Raw genomic sequence first — 24,047 nt, forward strand, 5'->3', positions numbered from 1 at the left:
TCCTGTGCTTATAATTTTTCATCAAAGCGGCTGCATCATCTCAAGAATGATTCCATCCGGGTCTCTGAAATAAAACGCTCTGCTTTCCCCGAATCCATCAGCCCTGAAATCGAAATACTGTGGTTCAGACAAGCACTCCACATGATTTTCAATCAGGGTTCTGTAGACAGAATCAATGTCATCCGTATAGAAACACACTTCTGAGATAGATGTCGTAAACAAATCTGATTGCATTTGATGTACTTCATTGTCTACAAACTGAATCAGTTCGACCGGTGGTGCTTCAACAGCCTTGGAGCCATTCAAATAAGCAACTCTTGCTTTGCAATTTGCTCTACGAAACATTTTATCTGTTTCTTCGCCTTCCATAAAAATTTCTCCTTGAAACTCAAGTCCAAGGATGTCTCTGTAGAAAGCAATCGAGCGATCCAAATCAGAAACCGTTAATCCAACGTGATAAATTCTTCCAACCATATATATTCCTCCCAAGAAATTCCGAGTTGTTGAGCTGTTCTTACTTTCTATTTTATCAGATATCGCCTACAGATTCCATAGCTTCATAGCTCAAAATAGTTCACCCACCAACCATTTGGCTATGTAAAGGGGACGGCTTTTCAGCCGCCCCACCGGTCAACGCTGCGTTAATCAGACAGGTTCATCGTCTGATTCCGCTTCATAATCCTCGTTGACATCCACTTCTTCGTCCTCGTCACCATCATCCTCCGGCAGCTGGAGCGTATCTTCATCCTCATCGTGATAATCCGCATCCGGGTCCGGTTGATTTTTCTTGGACGCAGGCTTTACGCCCTTCATCTTGATATAGAGATAACCGCCGACACCGGCTGCACCGATCACAAACAGAAGCAGCATAATCATCGGAAGCGGAGACGATTTCTTCTGCTCGCTCTCTGTTTTCTGCTCTTCCGGTGCCGGTTCCGTCTCCTGCGGCTTTTCGGTTTCCGCAGGTTCCGTGACTTCCGGCTCCTTCTCCCGATACTTGGCAGCTTCCTCTTCATCCATCAGCGCAAGCAGATCGGCCTCGTCCACCATGTTCAGGAAATGCACATTCTGGTTGCCGTCTTTATCGCGGTCGATGATCAGATAAAAGGTGTTGCCCGCCTTTGTCACCAGCGTAATGAACTGCTGGCTGGATTTATCTTCTTCCTCACCGATATCGTCCACCAGCGTCATATTTCCTTCCGGAGTCAAAGCTGCACTGGATTTCGTCTCATCCTCGGATGACATTCCACTCTGCATCAGATCCAGAAACAGCTTCAGCGCATCTTCACTGAACATGCTGCTGTCTTTTGCAGAATCCGTGACATTCAGGTACTTTCCATGTGCATACCCGGTTTTGCCGTTGAAGTTTACCTTATACCAGTCACCGCATTTTTCGATAATCTCCACCGTATCGCCGGAATGCAGATATCCGATAATCTCCTGATCCATGCCGGGACCGGAACGAAAATGCAGACTGGTGATCCCCGGCACCACCGTACCAGTCTGCTTTTGGGACTTTTCGCTGCCGATATTGTATTCTTTGCCGCCCACCGTAACGATCAGGTTCCCATCCGCATCCGTAGAGACCTCATAGCCATCCGGCAGAACCTGCATGTCCGGGTCGATTTCGATGCTGTCGGTATTGTCCGTTTTCCCCGCATTTGTGCTTTCTGCTGCATCCGTCTCCTGTGCAGCGGTACTGACAGGCGTGTTCTTCTGCACATCATCGCCCGTATAGGCAAATGCAGTGGTCGTAAAGGTTCCTGCCGCCATCACGCTGGCAAGCAACATTGCCATCATCTTTTTCATTCCATATTCTCCGTTTCTTTCTCATCCAGTTTCAGGTTCTCCGGGTTGGGAACCGCAGCCTGCGCCAGCTGAATGATGACTGCCAGCTGTTCCGGGGTCAGGCTCTGGGCATGTACCATTTCACAGATTTCGCTGTTTTCCTGCTCGTGGTACTTTCTGTCCCATTCCTTTCTGCGCTCCTCCCATTCATCGCGTTTCCTGCGGGCTTTCTCGCGCTCCGCAGCAATCTTTTCCAGTTTCAAGCTCATATCGTATCCTTTCCGGGCGAATAAACGCCCTATTTTTATCGAATTCTTCCCATGCAGTAGTAGTGCTGCCGCCAGTAGCTCGTCTCAATGGAAGCATAGGAAATTGGTGAGCCACAGTGGATCATCATCCCGTTGCCGACATAAATGCCCACATGGGATGCGCCGCTGGTGTTGTAGGTTTTCTGGAAGAAGATCAGGTCTCCGGGCTTTGCTTCACTCTTCGGGATAATGTCGCATTTTCCCATCAGACCATTGGCCGTCTGTCTGCCTACATTCCAGCCATTCCCGCAGTGATTGATGACCCAGCTTACAAAACCGGAACAATCAAAACTGGTGCTCGGTGAACTGCCGCCCCAAACATAGGGATAACCGAGATATTTCTCTGCTTCGGTAATCATCTTCCGGAATTTTTCATCCGTCAGAGCTTCGCCCGGAATGTCGTAATCCTGGTATTCTCCGCTGGAACCCGCGCCATCCGGCGTTGCAAAGGCAATGCCTGCAAACAGATCATCCCTATTGCCCCGGCACTCCAATGTGACTTCGTAGCGTTGCAGCTGGTCATCTGTGAGGCCGGAATTTCTGGCAACATAGTCCACACCCCGATTGAGCAGCGTTACATTGAGGATTTTATACTCATACTGTACCGTCACTTGATAGGTGTAGGTGTGTCCGGTTCCGGTGATCGGATTATAGCGATAGCCCACACGGGTTTCTTTCCTTGTCCGGATTTCTACCTTTTCTTCCAACTTCAGCTCATACTGCGCTTCAAAAATACTCTGGAGCCGTGCCTGCACCTGGCTTCTCGTATAGTTTTCAAATTCTACGGTCAGCAGAGAAGCAAGCTCATAGGGATTGTGACCGATTTCCGCCAAATTGTAGCGATACTCGTCATAGCCCGGATGGTCGGTTTCAATGCGGTCGATTTGTTTGCGAAGTTTATCTTCCAGCTTGGTATAATCCGTCTCCACGCCTTTCAAATCTTCATCTTCCGCTGTATAGGAAGTCCCCAGCACCACATTGCCGCCGCCATTGATCAAGACAGAGCAGGACGATACCGACCCGGCAATCACCAAAACAAGCAGTCCCACGGCTGCAATCCCGATGATGATATGCGAGTGGCTCTGCACAAACTGAAACGCCTTTTCCGTCATGCTGGCAGTACCCTGCGCAGCTTTGGCCGTGCCAGTTGCTGTGTTCTCCGCTGCGGCTGCACCTGCCTTCGCAGCGGCATACTCTTTTTTGATAGCCTGCTTCTGCCGCCATCTGGAAAAGAAATTCGAGCCAGCCTGCGGATCAGACTTCATGCGTTCCGCAAAGATGGAATCCACGGCATCTTTATCTGCCTTTTTCTCCAACCGCTCCAGCTTTTTGTACTGCCGCAGCTTTCGACCATATTGGAACCGGGAACCGGCACGGGCTGCACCTTCCGCTGAACCTTCGGAAAAATGCGCTGCCTCCACACCGGAATTATTATCCTGGTCGGCATTGCGCACACTCTGATGTGCTTTGGCTGAAATCGCATCTGCCGCAAGATTCCCCGGCTTCTTTGGCTTACCGCCCTTTTTCCCGGAAGCCGCTTCATTCTTCTTCGCCTTTACCTCCTGCTCCGATTTCAGCTTCTTACTGCGCATCTTGGCAAGATCGGTCTCGTGACGAATCTGCCTTCGGTGTTCCGCTTTTTTCTTGCTGCTGTCTCCCGTACTGCTGTCTGCGGTCTTGCTTCTGGAATCGCGAAGGGTGTTCTCCGCACCCTCGCGCTCCTGCCGCAGCTTGTCTCCGAGATTCGGATTTTTCTTGCCAGCCATTGCTTACGCCTCCTTTGCTTCCTGAACTTCGGTTAATTTTGTCGTCATAATCCGGTACAGTTCCAGATCGGTCGGGAAACGATCAACGAACGGCAAAATCACATTTCCGTAGAACAGCAGTCCTTCGCCTTCGCCGGAGTGAGTCACATAGGACAGCTGGTGCGGGCTGATATTCAGCTGATCCGCCAGAATCTGACGGTCACCGGCTGCCTGATTCAGCATATAAATGAAGTCGCTGTTCTCAAAAATGTTCGTCACTTCGCGGGAAGAAAGCAGATCTTTTACGTTCTGGGTGATGCCGGTGGGAATACCACCCCATTTACGGAATCGCTTCCAGATTTCCACGCTGTAAGCCGCTGTCTGCTCTTCTTTCAAAAGCAGATGGAACTCGTCCATATAGTAGCGGGTGGCTTTACCGGCATTGCGGTTGGCGGTTACACGCCCCCAGACCTGATCCTGCACCACCAGCATACCGATCTTTTTCAGCTGCTTGCCCAGCTCCTTGATGTCATAGCAGACCAGCCGGTTATTGATATCTACGTTGGTGCGGTGGTTAAACAGGTTCAGCGAACCGGTCACATAGATTTCCAGTGCCGTTGCCACATGGTGTGCTTCCTTTTCATCCTGCCGGAGCAGTGCCTCGTACAAGTCCTGCAACACCGGCATGTTCTCCGGCACCGGATTCTCAAAATAGGTCTGGTAAATCTGATGAACACATCGGTCGATGACCGTCTTTTCTACCGGCTGCAAGCCTTCTTTTCCGCCCACGATCAGCTCACACAGGGACAGGATGAAATCTGCTTTCAGGGCAATCGGATTATCCTCTTCCGAATAGTTCGCATTGATGTCCATCGGGTTGATATACTGCGTGCTGGAAGGGCTGATTTTAATGACCTGCCCCTCAAATTTCTTCACCAGTGCCGTGTACTCGGCTTCAGGATCGCACACAATTACATCGTCATCCGTCACCAGGAACGCATTGGCGATTTCTCTCTTGGCAGAGAAGGATTTACCGGAACCGGGAGTACCCAGAATCAGCCCGTTGGGGTTTTTGAGCTTTTTCCGGTCAACCATAATCAGGTTGTTGGACAGAGCATTCAGCCCATAGTACAGAGCCTCTTTCCCGGTCTGAAACAGTTCCTAGGTGGTAAACGGAACGAAAATTGCCGTGCTGCTGGTAGTCATGCTGCGCTGAATCTCAATCAGGTTCTGTGCCAGCGGCAGACAGCTCATCAGCCCCTGCTCCTGCTGAAAGTCCAGACGGCGCAGGTTGCAGTTGTACTTCTGCGCGATACTGGAAGCTTGAAACACATTGGTTTCCAGCTCCTGCTCCGTCTCGCCGGTGTTCATCACCAGAAAGGTCAGCAGGAACATACGCTCATTCTGGCTCTGCAATTCCTTCAGCAGTGCCTTTGCGTCCTTGCCGTAAGTTGCCAAATCTGACGGAATGATGTCCATATCGTATCCGGAACGGACAGCTTTCTTCTGTTCCTCAATCTTGGAACGATCCAGCTCCGTAATGGTGTGCTTGATGGATTTGATTGCTTTATTCTGGTCTACCGACTGAATGTGCATAGTCACGATCTGGCTGGATTCCATATCCAGAAAATCCTTCAGCAGCTGATCCGACAGGTCGGAAGCCGTGATCTGGAGATAGGACATGGAGCCATACATCCCGCCCATCTGAAAAATACGGTTCTTCGGAAAGGCAAAACCGGTCGGTGCAATAAAGTCCTTTACCGACAGCCCGCTCTCCGGCAACCACTTCCAATCGAAATTGAATCGGTCATTGTCACCCATGTGGAACATATCGTGCATCAGATGAAGCCGTTCCTTGCCGTTCAGCAATTTTGCCCGGACACCCAAGCGTTTGAAGTTGTTCATCAGGTCGATCTCGATGTGAATGAGCCTCGGCTTTGCCTGTTTCATGGATTCCGCCTCAATGCCAAACGTCAGGTACTTCGTCTTGGTCAGGCCGTTGTTGCCCTGGGCAAGCTGGCGGCGCAGCATGGTGCTGTACTCCGTGCGCACCGGATTGAAATGATCCTTCTGGTACGGGATACGCACCATCTTCTCAAAATTCGAGGCATCCGTAGCCATATTCATAAAAGAAAGCTCAAAGCGGATGCTGGAATCAAAGAAGTTCAGGAAGCTGCACCATTCCTCAAAGATAGCCGTCTGATCCTCCTGCTGTGCCAGCTGGTAATTGATGTCCTGAAACTGAATGGTTTTGGTGTAGTAGTTGTCCGTCACACGGCAGATACCATCCGGGAACATCCGCTGAAAGGGAATGCTATCCTGAGCTGAGTGCGGAACCGTGCTGTCACCCCTTGCACGGTCAATCACCGTCTGCACCTGTTTTTGCTCTGCGGCTGACAGATGGGACGGCATTCGGATGTCATCCTGCTTTTTATTCTTCGCTGTCAGCTTTTCGAGAATTTTGAACAATGCGATTTACCTCCATTTCCACATCTGCCTGCTGCACCAGCAGTGCATAGTAATTTTTTGTTTTGTAAGGCCGCGTTTTCGGCCTCTTGAACTTTGCCTCATAGAAGTGCTTTGCCACCACTTCCAGCGGCTGACCGTCTTTCTCGTACATGGCAAGAAAGAAAAGCGGCAGCATCACTGCCATCATGCCAAGTGCGGCAAGGCTCAGATTTCCGCTGGATTTGAGCAAAAAGAAAACCGGAACGCCAATCAGCGCACCGGCTCCAAAGCAGAGAATCTGCCGTTTGGTCAGGTTCATAAAGACCTTGGTTTTGACCTTTGAAAGGTCTCGCGGCACAGAAATATAAGATGCCATGAATCATTCCTCCTTCCTTAGTGCGCTGCAAACACGGATTTCGCAAGGCTTCCCGTCTTAAACAGTGTAAATGCCAGCAAAACCGTATAGCCCATAACGCCCCAAATGCTGCTGATGATGTTATCCGAAAAGGACAGGTTCTGAATCAGAACTGCATAGATGCCTACACAGATCATGATAAGAAAGCCTTGGAATCCCAGTGCAAACAGGGAACGCAGGTAGTTTTGACCGGTATGGCTCTGCTCATGGTTTCCAAAGGTTGCGAACGGAATCGGCGCAAGGCTCACCATGAGATATATTTCCACCATTCGGCCATACACGATAACAAAGATAATAGCCGACAATGCCAGCATCGTGAACTGAACCACAAAGGTCTGCAAATACAGTCCCAGCAGCGGTCCCAAGTCCATTCCTTCCAATGTAGCCTGCATTGCTGTCAGGGTCGCATCACTGACGGACGTATTGCCGGAAATCAGACCGCCGCTTCGGGAGATCACTTGCTGCGCCACATCAAAGACAGCCATCGTGATATTGAATGTGTTCGAGATCAGAGTCACTGCCAGAAAGGTCTTAAAGACCCATTTGAAAAATGTCCACGTCTCGAAATTTGCCAGATTGTTATGCTCGATGAGCATCTGGATCAGCTCATAACAGGCGATGAATGTCAGCACCATTCCGGCAATGGGCAGGATCACGGATTCCGAGATGTTACGGATCATAGAGAAAACCGCAGGTGAAAAGTTCGCCGGTGTGGTTCCCACATCGCCTGCGATCTGTCCAACCTGTTGGTTGACCGAATCAAACATCCCTGAAAGATTTCCCATGATACCGCTGATGATCATGCTCTTGAGCCAATCTGTGATCTGTTCAAGGATACTCTGCATGAGCCGCCTCCTTCCTTACGCAAACACACCGAACAGCTTCGCCATCCGGGACAGAAGCATGAACAGCTGTGAGAAAAGAGACAGTGCCGATGCAGTTGTAGTAAGAAACGCCATAGATTTGTCCTCCTGTAACTTGTCCGGCCTATCAGCCGGTGCGATTCTAAACTGCGGTTATGCGCCAAACTTCCAACATGTGCACCTGCCGGAGAGCGCAGAAAATAGCCAGCTGCGGATATTGCCTGCACCTGACTATGTAACAGGCAGCTTTCGCCGCCCGGTCGGAATCTTCGCTCCGACAGCTTTCGCTTAACCGAACAGACCGGAAAGCAGTGGAACCAGAGTCGTGCCGATCAGTGCCACGCCGCCGCCAGCCATGAGCTGCTTCATGCCCTGAGACTTTGCACCAGGGTTGTCGTTGCCGTAGCCTTCCAGCAGGTTGATGGCTCCCCAGATACCGAGACCGGCACCCAGTGCGATAACGAGAGTCTGAAGAACGGTTACTGCGCTATTGAAAAATGCCATAAATGTGTACCTCCTTGTACGATGCGCCCTTGTGGGCTGATGAATAGTGATTTTCCATCTGCATGTGCACCTGCAAATGGGCAAACATATAGCCAGATTTCCAATCCCAATCAGAAACCTGGCTATGTAAAGAGGCGGCAGCTCGCCGCCCCTTCTTATTCTGTTGCCAACAGCACACCTATGACATCTTCGTCACCGGAACGAACTTACTTGGCATGATCTGCATTAAGCACTTCGTACTTATCACCGGGCTTGAGTTTCAGCCGATGGTCAAGAAACGCCTCGATGCTGAACGTGTTTTTCTTATCAGCACCGGCAGTGAGCTTGTAGTTCGGATGCTGGGTCAGATCATATTTATCTGACTTGAACGGTCTCACACCGCGCAGCTGCAAAATGCACTTACCGCCATCCAACACAGACAGTTCATCCACCGAGGCCAGGTCATGCCCGACTTTTTGGTAATTGGTGCCGTAGGATGGGCTATTACCTCTGGTATCGGAAGTGTTGTACAGATCAATCGTTTCTTTCCCCAGTGCCTGATTCAGCTCTTTCAGCGTAGTCGGCTCCGAACCGCCAAGAAAAATACGGGAATCCATATTGCCGATGATGGTATCGGCATTGTCCTTGTAGATTGCCTTCAACTGGCTCTGTGCCTGAAGCACCAGACACGCCGAGATTTCTCTTGATCGGATGGTGGCTACCAGCTTTTCCAGATTCGGAATCTGACCAATGTTCGCACACTCATCAATCAGGCAGCGCACATGCACCGGCAGTCTGCCGCCGTAAACATCATCCGCTTTTTCGCACAGCAGGTTAAACAGCTGTGTGTAAATCATGGAAATCAGGAAATTAAAAGTCGGGTCTGTATCGCTCGTAATGAGGAACAGAGCCGTTTTCTTATCTCCCACCGTATCCAGCGACAGCTCATCGTACATAGTGATATCACGGACTTCCTCAATATCGAAGGGAGCAAGACGTGCGCCGCAGCTCACCAGAATCGACTTTAAGGTCTTGCCCGCCGCCAGCTTGAACTTGGCATATTGGCGGACAGCAAAGTGGTTCGGTTTTTTCTTTTTCAGAGCTTCAAACATCTGATCCACTGGATTCTGAAAGGTTTCATCATCCTCGCGTACTTCCATCGCATTCAGGAATTCAATCAGCGTTGCAAAGTTCTGCTCTTCCAGCGGTGCCTCATAGTGGATATAACCAATCAAAGCACAATACAGCAAGGTCTCTGCCTTCGTCCAGAATTCGTCACCGGCCTTGCCGTCCCCTTTGGTGTTGGCAATGAGCGTTGTGGTCAGCTTCAAAATATCCTTTTCGCTGTGAATATACGCGAAGGGATTATAATGCATCGACTTTCTAAAATTGATAGTATTGAAAATCCGGATACTGTATCCGTTCTTCAAAAGGGCTTGGCCGCAGTCGATTACGATATCGCCTTTCGGGTCAGTGACCACATAGGAACTGTGGCATTGTAAAAGATTGGGTTTAAGCCAAAACCGGGTCTTGCCGCTGCCGGAGCCGCCCACCACCAGCACGTTTTTGTTTCGGGCATTTGCCGGATTCTTCGGGCGGTTGCCCATCATCAGCCGCTCCGTCCGGGTCAGAATCACATTGTTTGCAAACACTGGATCTTCAAACGGTTCGATGTCTTTCTGCGTACCCCAACGAGCAGAGCCATACTCCATGCCATGGCGATATTTCTTGGCATTTTTGCCTTTCAGGTACACAGCAAGCCGCAGACCCGCTCCGCAGCACACACCAATCAACAAATCCATCGGATGCAGACTTGGCATCGGATTGGAAAAGGCTGCACCCAGGGCAGAAAGAAAGCCAAGGAGCTTTTCAGACATGTCTGCGCCCTCGGCAATTCTCCACGCTTCTCCCAGATTGGTACATACAAGACCGGCAATGAAGTACGGCAGGTTCAGGAGCAGCTGCTTCTTTGTCTTATTACTCATAGATCACGCTCCTGACTTTTGTGGCGAACCTTATCCGGAAGAATTGCAGCAACCAGCTCTTTGAGCTTGTTAAGCTGCTCCAGAACACTCGGTTTTTCCTTTGTTTTCAGCTTTCGGTTGGTGAATTCCTCAAAAGCGGAAGTCAGTGCATCCGCATCCTTCGCCTTAAAGAACACCGTGTACTTGGGTGGCATTACATTTTGGTCTTTCGTAATGGCATAATCCACACCATATTTCCGTGCCACCTGTTCAAAGCCTTTCAAATCCGTTTTCTCAATGGGGATACTGCTGACTCCCTGATTCTGACCGATCAGTTCTTTGATGCTCTGCTTTCCAACCGGCAGCTGCGCTGTTTTCTGAGCCACCTTTGCCTGATGGTGCCGTTTCCACGCATTATAGCCATTCACGATGGTGCGAAAGGTCAATTTCGTGGTGCTGATTGCCAGATTGACGGTACGATTTTCAACTTCTTCCTGCATGAATCTCCGCCTCCTTCCTTACAAACTATCCCGATCCGGTGCAGGTTTGCTCTTTTCTTGGGGCTTTGCAGCCTTTTCCTCCATCTTCTTCACCATGTCATCCGGAACCGGAATCGCCATGATGCTGCGACCCATACGAACGAACATCTGGGGCTGATGGAACTGTTCCTCAAATTTCTGCATCTGCTCCGAAGTCAGAGAACCAAAGTCATCCTCTGTCAGCCCTACCACCAGAAAATCACCGGCATAAATGTCCTGCATATCCCCGTCTTCGGTGTAAATCGCACGGTTCAGCGGCAGACCATTGATTTTGCCGGATTCATTCAGAATAATGGCCACTTCATCCTCAAATGGATAGGTGACTTCAATATCGCCGCCGACCATGGCCTGCAAATCTTCCAGCTCCGTGCCAACACTGATTTTCTTCGGATAGGCATTGGGCTGTACCAGCAGCACATCCATTGTCCTGGTCTCTGCCAATTCATGTTCTCCAACGGTCTTGAAATCCACACCGGTGAAATCGCCGGAATCCAGAACATAGTCCTGATTGTTCCACGCCTGCGTCACCATGCGTTCCGCATCTTCCTGTGAGGCAGCTTCCACGGAAACCTTTCTCTGGAGAGTCTCTGTAATCTCCACATCAAATTTCTTCATAGGCACCTCCTTAGATCAGGCGCAGTGCCGGAACCAACTCGCCGCCAATGGAAACCACCGTCAGGTTCTCGTTCACATAGTCGATGGTGCGTTCCAGCGTAAACAGATTGATGCTGCATTCGTTGCCGTTCTGGTCGATTTCCGAAACCTCCGCAGCTCCCAACAGATAGCGGGTTCTGTCAGTCTCGATCACATCGCTCTTATCATAATGGAGAAGCAGTTCCCCATCTGCCACCAGATCAGCCTCCATCTCATCGTAAACATCCTCAAAGATGTCTCGACTGCCAGCCTCGGTCAGAAGTTCGCCGCCAGCCCCCGGCAGGATCACCATCACAATGCGTTCCTTCGGGTGATCTTCACGGATTGCCTCCAGCATCACCCAGTTATGAAGCATCGCAATGGACTTCTCAAACATGGGATCATCCATCGGATTCGGCTGCGATGCACCGTTCGGGCAATTCTTGCAGTCCATGCTGCACACTGCGTTGTTCTGATTCTTCTTAAAGTTCATCATCATAATAATCTCCTTCTTATCGTTCCATGTCTCGTTGTTTACTTCGCTGCCACTTTTCCAGCAGCCGGATAATCGTGTCCTGCATCTGCTTCGGTGTATAGGATTTTGGGAAATACTTCCGAAGAACCTCGTTTTTAATCGTCACATGGTCAAGCTCATCCTTTTTGATTTCATTCATCACTTCACACATGGCATCCAAGGTGCAGCCGCCCTCCTGCGAGAGTTTTTTCAACCGCTGTGCCTGCGACAGGGATGGAGATGCCTGTGCATAGTCCATTGCTTCCAGAAATTCTTTCTGTTCAGACGGTTTCAGATAGGAAAGCTCTACTGCCGGATTGAAGGCGATTTTCTTCTCATCCACCATATCCAAAATTTCGGGAATCAGGTTTGTAAGGCGAATATAGCGAAAAATCTGATTTTTACTTGTGCCAAGTTCTTCCGCCATTTCCTCGCTCGACAGTTTTCCAAAATTATTTCCAAGTTGGGAATCGTTTTCTTTCGATGGCCTTCCTGCCTGATGCTTCATTGCCTCCAACTTCATCTTGTAGGAAAACGCTCTCTCGCTGGGAAGGATATTTTCCCGCTGCAAGTTGCTGTCCACCATGAAAATGATTGCCGCATCATCGTCCATTTCATTAACGATGACCGGCACAGTCTCCAAACCTGCCAGCTGCGCCGCATGAAGTCTGCGGTGTCCTGAAAGAATTTCAAATCCGCCTTCCGGGTCAGGACGGACAATCAGTGGTGATACCACACCGATCTGCTTGATGCTCTCCACAGTCTGTTCCATCAGCTCATCGTCCAGCACCTTAAAGGGATGTCCTTCAAAGGGATGCAGGTCAGAAAGCGGCATCTCCGTCCGCTGCTCCTTAGCCGCAGCGTCGGCAGCTGAGCCACTGCGGTTTTCTGTTGTAATACTGGTTTTTGCTTTTGCCATTCAGATTCTTAACCTCCTTCCAGCGGTGATAGATGTCATTCTTACCTGCGAAAAACGCCTTTTTTGCCTTGCACTTCATAGATCAAGTACCTCCTTAACGACCTGCTGTTTTTCTTTTCCAATGCCCTTTCTGCGGTCCTCTCCGCTGATTCGCACCGGCGTACACATTTCCAAAATCCTGCTGTAAATCCGGGCGTATGCTACATCCTGCGGATTGCGGATTTCTGCAATCTTCAGATTGGTTGTGATAATGACCGGAAGCCCGGCCTTGTACCGTTCATCAATGACGGCATAGACCTGCTCCAACGCATATTCGGTACTGCGCTCAATCCCCAGATCATCCAGAATCAGCAAAGAATAGTTGGAAAACGAAGCGATATACCGGTATCGCTCTTCCGAATACATAGCCCCCATCTGGTTCAGGATTTTAGAGAAGTTCGTCATCAAAACCGGAATGCCCTGATCCAGCAGCGCATTGGCAATACATGCCGCCACAAAGGACTTTCCAGTTCCGACATCTCCCCATAACAAAAGGCCAAGGTTTTCAGCCTTGACCTTTTTCCACTGCTCCACATAGCGTTTTGCCATTTGGATATCCTTGTTGTCTTCTGCAACGTCAAAATTCCATTCCAGAAGATGCTTTTCCTGAATCCCAGTTGCTTTCAGCTGCCTGATTCTACGCTGCCGCTCCAGCAGCTCATCCTGGCGTTTCTTCTCCGCCATCGCTTCCTGCTGGCATCTGCAAAGGCATGGAACAATCTTGTCTCTGCCCCAGAGCTTTACCCTGCACTGCACCGGCGTATGGCAGTTTCTGCAATACAACAGTCCGTCATCGCCCTGGTATTCCAGCTCTCCGGGTTCTTTCGGCGTAAAGAGCGAATCCAACGCCGCATTCAAAACTTCAGGCACCATGTCGCTCATAGGCTGTCTCCTTCCTCAAATGTGTAGTCTGCCGGGTTATACTTCGGCTTTTCTCTCTTTGCCCAGCTCCGGATTGTTGCAAGGTGGTTTTTGTAGCTCCTGCCGGTGGAGGCCATATACTCAGAGAGCCGTTCCACTCGCATCTGATAATCTCCTGGGAACTCCTGCCGGAGCTTGCCGTATTCCGTGTCAGAAAGAAGGACATTTTCGTATGAGCCATACAGGTGTTGGATTTCCTTCTTCTCTCTTTTATTGATTGTTTCAGTACTTGTTCTATTAGTACTTAATTGCGCGGGATTTTCCGTAACCGGTGTGTCCGTATCCGGATTTACCGCATACGGCTTTTCCGTACACGGTGATTCCGAACACGGCTTTTTCCTTGGCATCTCATAAATCACATACTCAGCTCTGCCCATCCGACCGTTACTCTCACGCTGCTGGTTCCTTTCCAGATACCCAAGACGCTCCAGCTCCTTCAGAGCCGTAAGCACTCCATCTACGCCATCCGGCGTAATCGAAGATAACCCCCGTACCGAATAGTTCCATGTGTCTGGCAAACTGAGCAGCATGGAGAGAAGTCCTTTCCCTTTCAGGCTGAGACCCTGATCCCGCAGGTGGTAATTGCACATTGTTGTGTAATTGCTGTTCTTCTCAACCCTGAATACCGGCATGGTGCTCACCATCCTTTTTCGCAGGCTCCGCTTTTTTCTTCGGACATTTGCGCGGACGATCTTCGCTGTCCTCTCGGCGATGGTATTTGCCGGTATCCTGCATCATGCGTTCAAACGCCTGAAGGCGTCCCTCTGTAAAAAGCGTCATTCGATCACACCCCATTTCTTAAACAACTTGAAGAGATGATTCTTTCCCTTGCAGGTCACTCTCGTCTGCTGCACCAGTTTTCCGCTTCTGCCGTAGCAATCCCGGACAATAAAATAGCCCCTTGCAGATTTGTCTGCAAAAGGCATCAGCCAGCCACTCGGACTGCGGTACAAATAGCGATGATCCAATAAGAGAGCCACTGCCGTCTTCTCCGGGATTCCGATTTCCTTACAGAAATTCCGGATGCAGGTGCAATCCTCCGAATTTACAAAGGTGTCGAAGTAGTCTGCCTTGGGCTGTGCCGCATCCAGCTGTTTGCGGATACCCTCAAGCTGCTCTCTCTCGGCTACAAGCTCCTGTGCCAGTGTGTAGATGACCTCCGGATGCTGAATCACCTGATCCAAAATGGAATCGCTCATATACACACCATGCTTGCGAATGGAAGGAAGAACTTCATCAAACACCCAGTGTTCAAATCGTTCTGCCGATGGCAGCTTGCTGTGAACGATCAGCCGGTAAACATCGCCTTCTGTGATAAAGGAGATTTCAACGACCTGCTCTCCAGCATCTCCATACTGATTCACCTTCTGAACGACCCCCTCGCGTTTCGTTAGGGGGCCTCTGCAATGGCGTTTCACTGCGGCGTAGGGATTCACATACCCCAACGCTTTCGCCACATCGCTTGCACAGAAGAAGGTCTTGCCCGCCTCTTGCAACACGCGGATCGAACCAAACTCCTGGTTCTCAAACACCTCCATCATCTGCCTTGACTGTCCGCCATGACTGCCCACATCGGTGTCATGGGTCTTCTGATTGAAATCCGTCATACCTGTTACCTCCTGCTCAAATTTGTCTCGCCGGATTTCGGGCGAAAAAAATAGAGCCTCGACCCATTCTCGTTTTCAAAGAATGAGCCAAGGCTCTATGTAACAGGATACCTGATATTAAATTTTTGCAGAATTCGTCAGAACTCGCCAAACGAACCTGACACTGTTTTTCATTCCGTTTCAGCCGGATTTTTGCCGAAAATCTGTCAAGGATATGGGGCTAATTTCCCCTCCAAAATGGCCTTCTGTAAACCCATTTTCCCACCCATTAGGCTCAAAAATAGGCCGTAAACCCATGGTAAACCCATCAAAATGGGTTAATTTGAAGTCATATTTCCTCAAATTTCACCATCGAAATCAGGCGATTTCAGGCATAGAAAAAGCCCGGAAAATGGCGTATTTCCGGGCTTTTTTAGCATTATTAAGCTGTAGATTATCTCTTGCTGAACTGAGGTGCTCTACGAGCTGCCTTGAGACCGTACTTCTTTCTTTCTTTCATACGCGGATCTCTTGTTAAGAAACCAGCCTTCTTTAATACCGGACGGTACTCAGCGTCTGCATGAAGCAGGGCTCTGGAGATGCCGTGACGGATAGCGCCAGCCTGTCCGGAGCATCCGCCGCCGCGAACGTTTACTAATACGTCGAACTTGTCAGCTGTCTCAGTAGCAACAAGCGGCTGACGAACGATGAGCTTTAAGGTCTCAAGACCAAGATACTCGTCGATGTCTCTCTTATTGATAGTGATCTTACCTGTACCCGGAGTAAGATATACTCTGGCGATAGATTTTTTTCTTCTTCCTGTTCCGTAGAATTTTGCGTTAGCCATTGTGATTTCCTCCTTTCAGACCTCGATTAAAATTTGATTTCTAATACTTCCGGCTTCTGTGCTGCCTGCTCGTGGTCAGCGCCAGCGTATACGTGAAGCTTAGTCATCATGCTTCTTCCTAACGGTCCCTTCGGGAGCATACCCTTAACTGCTAACTCAACAACCTTCTCGGGCTTCTTAGCCATCATCTCTTTTAATGTGGTCTCTTTCATTCCGCCCACATAATCGGAGTGGCTGTAATATACCTTCTGGTCTAACTTCTTACCTGTTACTTTTACCTTGGAAGCATTTACTACGATCACGTAGTCGCCGCAGTCGATGTGAGGAGTGAAGATCGGTTTGTTCTTTCCTCTTAATACCTTAGCTACTTCAGATGCTAAACGTCCTAATGTATATCCCGTAGCGTCAACTACATACCATTTTCTTTCGATTGTTGCCGGACTAGCCATAAAGCTCTTCATGGGTTGACCTCCTGTTTGTGCTTAACTCAACTTTGTTCATTTATCGTAAAACACTGCTTCCGGGGCTTTGGTAACAGTATTTTCAACCGATGTCACAGTTATACATTATATTATACTCTTCCGGGTGTGTCAACCATTTTTTCTCGAAATCCAGCCGAAAAATCAAGGTTTTTCCGGTTTTACTCCGCCTTCCTCTTCCGGGTCTCCAGGTATCCGTTGAGCTCAGAATTTTTAATATCCGTGATAAACATATGTCCGGGCGCATGGGTAATGACCACCGGCGGCTTTGCATGCTCCACTGCTGCCTGAGGGGTCACGCCGCAGGGCCAGAATACGGGGATCTCTCCCTCATAGAGATCCACTGCATCGCCGTAATCCGGCTTCATGATGTCCCTGATCCCAATCTCCGCCCCATCTCCCATATGGACCGGAGCACCATGGACATTGGGCATCTTTTCTGTGATCGCATACGCCTTTTGGGCATTCTCCGGCGTCATGGGCCGCATGGAGCAGACCATGGGGCCCTCAAAGGGGCCGGCCTTCACAGTCTCTATATTCGTCTTATACATGGGCACGTTCCGGCCCTGGGCAATGTGGCGTACCTGGATCCCAGCCTCCATCAGCGCCTCCTCAAAGGAAAAGGAGCAGCCGATGAGAAAGCCCGTATATCCCTCTTTCCAGTATGCAGACGCGTCTGTAAGCTCTTTTGTGAAGACTCCGTTTTCATAGACCCGGTACCTGGGGATATCTGTAACGATATTGGCTCCCTCTCCCATATCATGGGTCTCCGGCGTTCCCCGGACGATCTCCAGAACGGGGCATGCAAACGGATTCCTTCTGGTAAATTCTTCAAAATCTGCCGCATACTCCGGCGGCAGGATCACCAGGTTCGCCTGGGCGTATCCCCGACACATACCGGCAGTGGGGAAATCGATCACTCCCTCCCGGATCAGTTCCCGTACCTCTGCCGGTGTCTTATCCACATACGGTGTAATATCAAAAGCCATCTCTTCCTCCTTTACCGGAACTGTTCTATTTCCCGCTTAAGCTCCACCAGGAATTCTGTTCCATTGACCACCACCCGGTAGGTCCCATGGTCTCCCCAGTACCTCCGGTCCTCGTTTACCGCTGCTGCCAGTCCCACTGCCTGTAACTCTGATGCAGGCTCCGCAGGGCAGTTCAGCTCTTTCTCCAGCCGTTTCAGATAATCCCGCCACTGACAGTATAGCTCCTGGGCCTCTTCGATCCCTATCTTCTTAAAGCGGACCGTATGGCCGGGCATGCACTGGGCCAGCTCCGGAAGGTCCACGGAGACCACACAGGCGATCTTTGTATATCCGCCGGTGGTCTGGTGGTCTGCCATCATCACAATGGGGTTTCCATGGGACGGCACCTGGACCGCGCCGAAGCTGATGCCGTCAGTGATGATGTCTCCGCCGTTTTTATGGGCAATGACTGGTCCCTCCATCCTGCAGCCCATACGGTCATACTCGTTGGAAATGGTATAGGCGCTTCCTAAAAACGTGGAGATCCCTTCCTCTGTAAAGCAGTCGTCCTGGGGCCCCATGACCACCCGCAGCGTATGCTCTCTGGAGAAAAGCTCCGGAAGGAGAAGCTTTCTGGCGGCCATGTTGGGAAGCCAGGTCTTTGGCGACCGGAAGCCGATCTCATCTCCCGCTCCCAGCTTTCTTCCTTCGATCCCGCCGATCTTCGCCTTCAGGTTGGTGGAGCGGCTGCCCATGACCACGGGCACGTCAAGACCGCCTGCAAACGCCATATAAGCCCGGCTCCCTCCATACATGCCGCCGAAGCTTACGGTCTGCCCTGCCTTTATAAGGACAGCCTCATACCGGGGCAGGGGATTTCCGTCCACCTTTGCGCCCAGGTCGCCGCCGGTAACAGCGATCAGTTCATCCTCTGTAAATTCCATTATGGGTCCCATCATGGTCACTTCCAGGACCGCCTCGTTTTCATCGTTTCCCACCAGAATGTCCGCCAGTGCCGCAGCCCTGGTGTCCATGACGCCGGACACGGCCATTCCCGTTTCCTGGCTGCCGTACCGGCCCATGTCCTGGACCGTTGTGAGAAAACCTCCGTTCAGGATCCGGATCCCCATTACTCCACCTCCTTATGGAAGATCACATACTGGTACGTACCGGCCTCCACCTGCTTTTCGATGGCTTCGTACTCCGCCTCGTCCACTGCGCGGAATTTTATATACTGGCCGGCCTCCAGGAGCACCGGCTTTTCCCGTTCTGCATCGTAAAGCTTCAGAGGCGTCCGTCCGATCAGCTGCCAGCCGCCAGGAGACGCCACCGGATAGATCCCCGTCTGCTCCCCGGCAATGCCCACAGAGCCTCCCTCGATCTTTACCCGGGGGCTTTTAAGCCTCGGCGCTGCGATCTCCCGGCTCATGCCTCCCAGGTACGGGAAGCCGGCGATAAAGCCCAGCATATAGATCAGATATTCCCCGGACGTATGGATCCTTACGACCTCCTCCGGGGTCTTATGGTTATGGGCCGCCACAAATTCCAGATCCGGCCCCATGTCCCCGCCGTAGAGCACAGGGATCTCGATGACCGACGGCGGCGGGATCTGGATGCTGTCCATGGTCTCCAGGACTGCGTCAAACTTCTTTGTCAGCTCCCCGAACCGGATCACCTCCGGCCTGTACACCACTGATAAGGACCGGTAGGTGGGGATGGTCTCCACCACTCCGTCTATGGCTTCCTTTTCCAAAGCGATCTTAAACGCCCGGATCCTCCGGTTGATCTCCGGGCTGATCTCATTTCCAAATTCCACGCAGACCGTGCAGTCGCCGGAAACCAGATATTTTATCTTTTCCACAGCAGAATCTCCCCTTTCTTTCCGCAGGCCGTCCGGCTTTCCCAGGCCGCCGGTCCGCGTCCCCGCCTGATCTTACCGCTCCGCCAGGCTCCGTACCTCCACGCCCTCGGCGGCCAGGGCTTCCCGGATATTTTTCACAAATTCCAGGGCCTTGGGATTGTCCCCGTGGACGCAGATGGAGTCGGCCCGGATGGCGATCTCGTGTCCGCTTATGGTCTCCACGGTCCCTTCCTTTACCATACGTACCACCCGGCGGATGGCCAGCTCCTCATCCTTTATGACAGCGCCAGGAAGCTTTCTGGACACCAGGGTCCCATCGTCATTGTACGCCCGGTCCGCAAAGACCTCGCTGGCTGCCTTAAGGCCCGTTTCCTCCGCTGCCTTCACCATCTGAGAACCGGCCAGCCCCATGAAGATGATATCCTTATCCACCTCGTATACAGCCTCGCACATGGCCCTGGCCAGCTTTTCATCCACTGCTGCCATATTATAAAGGGCTCCGTGGGGCTTCACATGCTGGAGCTTCATTCCCAGGCTCCCAGTAAAGGCCATGAGAGCTCCCAGCTGGTATTTCACATAGGCCTTGGCCTCCTCCGGCGTCACGTTCATGTTCCGGCGGCCAAAGCCCATAAGGTCGGGAAAGCCCGGATGCGCGCCCACCGCTGTTTTGTATTCCCTGGCCATGGCCACCGTCTCTGCCATAACCATGGGATCTCCGGCGTGCCAGCCGCAGGCCACATTGGCGGAGGACACATACTTTAAGATCTCCCGGTCCATGCCGATGGTATAATTTCCAAAGCTCTCTCCCAGATCACTGTTTAAATCCACATAATACATATACCTGTCCCTCCTGTTTCGCTCTTTTTTCCTACTGCTATTTTATCCGACTTTTCCCCGTAAATCAATAGGACAGCGACCAATGTCCCCTAAACCAGGCGTTTTTCCACAGCCCTCCACCGGCCGTTCTCCGCCTGTACCAGACGGTAAAAGCCATATGTCTCCGCTCCGTTCAGCCCGCAGGCCTCCGGCGCCTCTATGAACACAGTCTCTGCGCCGTTCCAGTACGCCTGGTGGACCATGCGGCGCACCAGCCGGATCACCTCCTCCGGCTCGCAGAAAAGGATCTTAAGCACCGCCGTTTTCGATGTTTCCAGCTCTGTCTGGTCCAGGATGTAGCTCCAGTGCTCATTTTCTCCGGTCACCATAAGAGCCGGTTCCTTTTCATATTCGATCCCCACCATGGTGAGCCCTCTGGCCGGGGCCGTTTCCCCTGCCTCCTTCCTGTCCCTGGCCTCCAGGATCTCCTTCACATGCTCCGGCGGCCAGACTCCCATGCCCACCTTCATTAAAGTCCCGGCAATGATCCGGACCATGTTGTAGAGGAATCCGCTGCCCTTTAACCGGATGGTGATGATATCATCCGTTCCCCGGTCCACCGAAATATCATAAAGAGTCCGAACCGTCTCCTCCGCCTGATGGCCGGAGGAACAGAAGCTGGAAAAATCATGCTCTCCCAGAAGATATGCGGCTCCCTGGCGCATCTTTTCCACATCCAGGCTGTAATAACAGAAATGGGCGTACAGCCGCCGGGTGGGCACGCTGATGCGGCAGTTTAAGATCTTATATTCATACGTTTTTACGCTGTTCTGCTTTCTGGGATGCCAGTCCAGGGGCACCTCCTCCGACTCCAGCACCCGGATATCCTCCGGCAGCTTCTGGTTCACCGCATAGCAAAGCTTTTCTCCCGGGATCCTGCTTTCCGTGTCAAACACCGCCACATTTCCCAGGGCATGGACGCCGGAGTCCGTCCGGCTGGCCCCGATAACGCAAACAGGCTCTTTCAGAAGTTCTGAAAGAGTCCCATTTAAAATTTCCTCAATGGTAACGCCGTTGGGCTGCAGCTGCCAGCCGCAGTAGCCCGTTCCGTCGTATGCCACAGTCATTTTTATCCGTTTCATAAAATGATCCCTCAAAATATTCTATATCGATCCCATCTCCCGTTACGCTGCGGCTTTGGCCGCCAGGAACAGAAGGAAATATCCGGCATAAACCAGATATGTGATCCTGTCTCTCTTCTCATAACGGAGAGGCTTCATCTTTGTGCGCCCCTCGCCGCCGCGGTAGCACCGGGCTTCCATGGCCATAGCCAGATCTGTGGCCCTCCGGAACGCGGAGATGAACAGCGGCACCAGGAGAGGCACCATGGCCTTGGCCCTCTGGATCAGGTTCCCGCTTTCAAAATCAGCCCCTCTGGCCATCTGGGCCTTCATGATCTTATCGGTCTCCTCAATGAGGATCGGAATGAACCGCAGGGCAATGGACATCATCATGGACACTTCATGGACCGGAACTCCGATCTTTCCCATAAAGCCCAGGCTTTTTTCCAGACCGTCGGTCAGCTGGTTGGGCGTGGTCGTAAGGGTCAGGATCGTGGAGCCCAGCACCAGGAAGATCAGACGCACCGCCATAAAGGCCGCAAATTCCAGGCCTTCCCAGGTCATCTGAAGAAAGCCAATCTTAAAGATCGGTGTTCCCGGTGTCAGGAACAGGTTGAAGCTGACGCTGATGAGCAGCAGGATCACAATGGATTTCAGCCCGCGCACCATAAATTTTACCGGCACCCTGGACAGGCGGATGGCGGCTGCCAAAAACAGGGCGGCCAGGCCGTAGGCCCATACAGAATCCGCAATGAACAGCGTCACGATATATACCAGGGTCCCAAACAGCTTTGTCCTGGGATCCATCCGGTGGAGCACCGAGTCCACCGGGTAATACTGGCCCAGCGTAATATCTCTTAACATGTCTTATCCTCCCCGCAGCAGCCGGTCCCTTTGGCCTTTTTCCACAGAGCCAGGATCGCATCCCGCGCTTCCTCCACCGTGGTGATATCCTCATCCACCGGGATTCCCCGCTCCCGCAGGGCATGGACCACATAGGTGATCTGGGGAGCCGCCAGGCCCATGGCCTCCAGCTCCTTATAGTGGCGGAACACCTCCCTGGGCGTCCCATCGAAAACCTTTTCCCCATGGTTCATGACCACCAGACGGGATACGTACCGGGCCACGTCCTCCATACTGTGGGACACCAGGATCACCGTCATGCCCTGTTCGGCATGGAGCCTTGCCACCAGGCCCAGGATATCGTCCCGTCCTTTGGGATCCAGGCCTGCTGTGGGTTCGTCCAGGATCAGTACCTCCGGCTTCATGGCCAGGACTCCCGCAATGGCCACCCGACGCTTCTGGCCTCCGGAAAGCTCAAAGGGGGACTGCTTATAAAAGCTCTCGTCCAGGCCGGTTAAGGCCAGAGCCTCCCTTGCCCGGGCTTCTGCCTCCTCCTGGGACAATCCCTGGTTCTTCGGTCCAAAGCATACGTCGGTAAGCACATCCACCTCGAAAAGCTGGTGCTCCGGATACTGGAACACCAGGCCCACATGGCTCCGCAGCTCCTTCATGGAAAAGCCTTCTCTGTAAATACTCTCTCCATTATAGAGGATATCGCCGCTGCTGGCCTTTAAAAGCCCGTTTAAATGCTGGGTCAGCGTGGATTTTCCAGAGCCTGTATGGCCGATCAGGCCGATAAACTCCCCGTCTCTGATGGTCAGATCCACGTTTTTCAGCGCGTACTGTTCAAATATGGTATCCTGTCCATAGATATGGCACAGGTTTTTTACTTCGATTGCCATTTAAGCCTCTTTTCTTTTTAACAGCGGCTCCAGGGCCGCCACCAGCTCGTCAATGGTCAGGATCCCGCAGGGGATCTCCATGCCGGCAGCCTTCAGTTCATCGGCCAGCTCCGTCACCTGGGGCACGTCCAGGCTGTATCGTTTCAGTTCCTTCACCCGGGAAAACACCTCCCTGGGCGTTCCGTCCATGACCACATGGCCTGCATCCATGACCACCACCCGGTCCGCGTCGATGACCTCCTCCATATAGTGGGTGATCAGAAGGACCGTGATCCCTTCCTGTTTGTTGAGCTCATGGACCGTTTTTATGACTTCCTTGCGGCCGTTGGGGTCCAGCATGGCCGTGGGCTCGTCCAGGACGATGCACTGGGGCTTCATGGCCATGACGCCTGCAATGGCCACTCTTTGCTTCTGGCCGCCGGAAAGCTTATTGGGCGACTGGAGACGGTACGCCGTCATTCCCACAGCTTCCAGGCTCCGGTCCACCCGCTTCCAGATCTCGTCTGTGGGCACGCCCATATTTTCCGGTCCAAAGCCCACGTCCTCTTCCACCACATTGCCGATGATCTGGTTATCCGGGTTCTGGAATACCATGCCGGCGGTCTTCCTCACGTCCCAGAGATGCTCCTCGTCGCTGGTCTTCATGTCGGAAATATAGACCGTTCCATCCGAAGGAAGGAGGATCCCGTTCATCAGCTTGGCAAAGGTGGATTTTCCAGAGCCATTATGGCCCAGAATGGCCACAAAGCTCCCCTCCTCGATATCCAGGTTCACCCCCCGGAGGGCATGGCTCACCTCGTCCTTATCTGTCTCTTCATCGTGTCTGATATAGTCAAATATCAGATTTACTGCTCGTATGATTCCCATAGCTGGCCTTTCTTTCCAGGCAGGTCCGGCCGGAACGCCGCAGGCTGCCTGTCTGATCCGTTTTCCAGATTGTTTACTCGTTCCTAAAGTGTAGTTGATAATTTCCGGTTCGTCAAGAGATTTTACAAAACAAATCGCAACAGTGGGCCGCACAGCTTCCGCCATACCGCCCACGATC

The 24,047-nt window shown here is 51.7% G+C and carries 25 protein-coding genes and 2 pseudogenes; all 27 read right to left on the bottom strand.

Annotated elements, in window-relative coordinates; translation table 11 throughout:
* Positions 1-21: 21 nt before the first annotated feature.
* The 27 genes and pseudogenes from OCV69_RS05030 to OCV69_RS05160 all read right to left on the bottom strand — a co-directional run bounded on the left by OCV69_RS05030 (position 22) and on the right by OCV69_RS05160 (position 23,869).
* Positions 22-474 carry a VOC family protein gene (locus tag OCV69_RS05030; protein WP_158358141.1) on the bottom strand — a complete coding sequence of 151 codons (453 nt, stop codon included), beginning with the start codon at positions 472-474 and terminating at the stop codon, positions 22-24.
* Positions 475-645: 171 nt separating this feature from the next.
* Positions 646-1,809 (bottom strand): CD1107 family mobile element protein, encoded by a 1,164-nt coding sequence (locus OCV69_RS05035; protein ID WP_158358139.1) that lies wholly within the window; start codon positions 1,807-1,809, stop codon positions 646-648.
* Positions 1,806-2,057 (bottom strand): DUF4315 family protein, encoded by a 252-nt coding sequence (locus OCV69_RS05040; RefSeq protein ID WP_158358137.1) that lies wholly within the window; start codon positions 2,055-2,057, stop codon positions 1,806-1,808. Before OCV69_RS05040 ends, OCV69_RS05035 begins: the two co-directional genes overlap by 4 nt.
* A gap of 35 nt (positions 2,058-2,092) precedes the next feature.
* A complete protein-coding gene (locus OCV69_RS05045) occupies positions 2,093-3,862 on the bottom strand; it encodes a C40 family peptidase (RefSeq protein ID WP_158358135.1) in 1,770 nt (589 codons plus the stop codon).
* A gap of 3 nt (positions 3,863-3,865) precedes the next feature.
* Positions 3,866-6,253 (bottom strand): annotated as a pseudogene (locus OCV69_RS05050) (VirB4-like conjugal transfer ATPase, CD1110 family).
* Between the two features lie 19 nt (positions 6,254-6,272).
* Positions 6,273-6,665: a PrgI family protein gene (locus OCV69_RS05055; protein ID WP_002576402.1), complete on the bottom strand. Its 393-nt coding sequence runs from the start codon at positions 6,663-6,665 to the stop codon at positions 6,273-6,275.
* Between the two features lie 17 nt (positions 6,666-6,682).
* On the bottom strand, positions 6,683-7,549 hold the full coding sequence (locus tag OCV69_RS05060) for a VirB6/TrbL-like conjugal transfer protein, CD1112 family (RefSeq protein ID WP_158358133.1): 867 nt from the start codon (positions 7,547-7,549) through the stop codon (positions 6,683-6,685).
* Between the two features lie 306 nt (positions 7,550-7,855).
* Positions 7,856-8,071 carry a Maff2 family mobile element protein gene (locus OCV69_RS05065; RefSeq protein WP_002576404.1) on the bottom strand — a complete coding sequence of 72 codons (216 nt, stop codon included), beginning with the start codon at positions 8,069-8,071 and terminating at the stop codon, positions 7,856-7,858.
* A gap of 206 nt (positions 8,072-8,277) precedes the next feature.
* A complete protein-coding gene (locus tag OCV69_RS05070; RefSeq protein ID WP_158358131.1) occupies positions 8,278-10,035 on the bottom strand; it encodes a VirD4-like conjugal transfer protein, CD1115 family in 1,758 nt (585 codons plus the stop codon).
* The gene (locus tag OCV69_RS05075; RefSeq protein WP_097772871.1) at positions 10,032-10,514 is read right to left on the bottom strand and encodes a PcfB family protein; all 483 of its coding nucleotides are present in this window, start codon (positions 10,512-10,514) and stop codon (positions 10,032-10,034) included. The genes OCV69_RS05070 and OCV69_RS05075 overlap by 4 nt, the downstream gene beginning before the upstream one ends.
* A gap of 18 nt (positions 10,515-10,532) precedes the next feature.
* Positions 10,533-11,168, bottom strand: a complete 636-nt coding sequence (locus tag OCV69_RS05080; RefSeq protein WP_002576407.1) for a DUF3846 domain-containing protein — start codon at positions 11,166-11,168, stop codon at positions 10,533-10,535.
* Between the two features lie 10 nt (positions 11,169-11,178).
* Positions 11,179-11,685, bottom strand: coding sequence for a hypothetical protein (locus OCV69_RS05085; protein WP_158358129.1), 507 nt, complete (start codon positions 11,683-11,685; stop codon positions 11,179-11,181).
* Positions 11,686-11,698: 13 nt separating this feature from the next.
* Positions 11,699-12,619, bottom strand: coding sequence for a ParB/RepB/Spo0J family partition protein (locus tag OCV69_RS05090; RefSeq protein ID WP_158358127.1), 921 nt, complete (start codon positions 12,617-12,619; stop codon positions 11,699-11,701).
* A gap of 75 nt (positions 12,620-12,694) precedes the next feature.
* On the bottom strand, positions 12,695-13,540 hold the full coding sequence (locus tag OCV69_RS05095) for an ATP-binding protein (RefSeq protein WP_158358125.1): 846 nt from the start codon (positions 13,538-13,540) through the stop codon (positions 12,695-12,697).
* Positions 13,537-14,211: a helix-turn-helix domain-containing protein gene (locus OCV69_RS05100; RefSeq protein WP_158358123.1), complete on the bottom strand. Its 675-nt coding sequence runs from the start codon at positions 14,209-14,211 to the stop codon at positions 13,537-13,539. The genes OCV69_RS05095 and OCV69_RS05100 overlap by 4 nt, the downstream gene beginning before the upstream one ends.
* On the bottom strand, positions 14,192-14,359 hold the full coding sequence (locus OCV69_RS05105; protein WP_009532276.1) for a hypothetical protein: 168 nt from the start codon (positions 14,357-14,359) through the stop codon (positions 14,192-14,194). Before OCV69_RS05105 ends, OCV69_RS05100 begins: the two co-directional genes overlap by 20 nt.
* Positions 14,356-15,186 carry a phage antirepressor Ant gene (locus OCV69_RS05110; protein WP_002576413.1) on the bottom strand — a complete coding sequence of 277 codons (831 nt, stop codon included), beginning with the start codon at positions 15,184-15,186 and terminating at the stop codon, positions 14,356-14,358. Before OCV69_RS05110 ends, OCV69_RS05105 begins: the two co-directional genes overlap by 4 nt.
* A gap of 433 nt (positions 15,187-15,619) precedes the next feature.
* The gene (gene rpsI, locus OCV69_RS05115) at positions 15,620-16,012 is read right to left on the bottom strand and encodes a 30S ribosomal protein S9 (protein WP_158358121.1); all 393 of its coding nucleotides are present in this window, start codon (positions 16,010-16,012) and stop codon (positions 15,620-15,622) included.
* Between the two features lie 26 nt (positions 16,013-16,038).
* Entirely contained in the window at positions 16,039-16,473 is a 435-nt protein-coding gene (gene rplM / locus OCV69_RS05120; protein WP_022272449.1) for a 50S ribosomal protein L13, read from the bottom strand.
* 179 nt (positions 16,474-16,652) lie between these two features.
* Positions 16,653-17,480 carry a putative hydro-lyase gene (locus tag OCV69_RS05125; protein ID WP_158358119.1) on the bottom strand — a complete coding sequence of 276 codons (828 nt, stop codon included), beginning with the start codon at positions 17,478-17,480 and terminating at the stop codon, positions 16,653-16,655.
* Between the two features lie 11 nt (positions 17,481-17,491).
* A complete protein-coding gene (locus OCV69_RS05130; protein ID WP_158358117.1) occupies positions 17,492-18,589 on the bottom strand; it encodes a 5-oxoprolinase subunit C family protein in 1,098 nt (365 codons plus the stop codon).
* Complete coding sequence (gene pxpB, locus OCV69_RS05135; protein WP_158358115.1) at positions 18,589-19,320, bottom strand: 5-oxoprolinase subunit PxpB; 732 nt, start codon at positions 19,318-19,320, stop codon at positions 18,589-18,591. Before pxpB ends, OCV69_RS05130 begins: the two co-directional genes overlap by 1 nt.
* A 72-nt stretch (positions 19,321-19,392) precedes the next feature.
* Positions 19,393-20,157, bottom strand: coding sequence for a LamB/YcsF family protein (locus OCV69_RS05140; RefSeq protein WP_158358113.1), 765 nt, complete (start codon positions 20,155-20,157; stop codon positions 19,393-19,395).
* 383 nt (positions 20,158-20,540) lie between these two features.
* Positions 20,541-21,278 (bottom strand): annotated as a pseudogene (gene truA, locus OCV69_RS05145) (tRNA pseudouridine(38-40) synthase TruA); the annotation flags it as partial.
* A 42-nt stretch (positions 21,279-21,320) separates the two neighbouring features.
* Complete coding sequence (locus tag OCV69_RS05150) at positions 21,321-22,121, bottom strand: energy-coupling factor transporter transmembrane component T family protein (protein WP_158358110.1); 801 nt, start codon at positions 22,119-22,121, stop codon at positions 21,321-21,323.
* A complete protein-coding gene (locus OCV69_RS05155; protein WP_158358108.1) occupies positions 22,115-23,002 on the bottom strand; it encodes an energy-coupling factor transporter ATPase in 888 nt (295 codons plus the stop codon). Before OCV69_RS05155 ends, OCV69_RS05150 begins: the two co-directional genes overlap by 7 nt.
* On the bottom strand, positions 23,003-23,869 hold the full coding sequence (locus OCV69_RS05160) for an energy-coupling factor transporter ATPase (RefSeq protein ID WP_022272441.1): 867 nt from the start codon (positions 23,867-23,869) through the stop codon (positions 23,003-23,005). It abuts the gene before it with no gap.
* Between the last annotated feature and the right edge of the window lie 178 nt (positions 23,870-24,047).

The organism is Alitiscatomonas aceti, from assembly GCF_025567195.1.
Taxonomy (GTDB): Bacteria; Bacillota; Clostridia; order Lachnospirales; family Lachnospiraceae; genus Alitiscatomonas; species Alitiscatomonas aceti.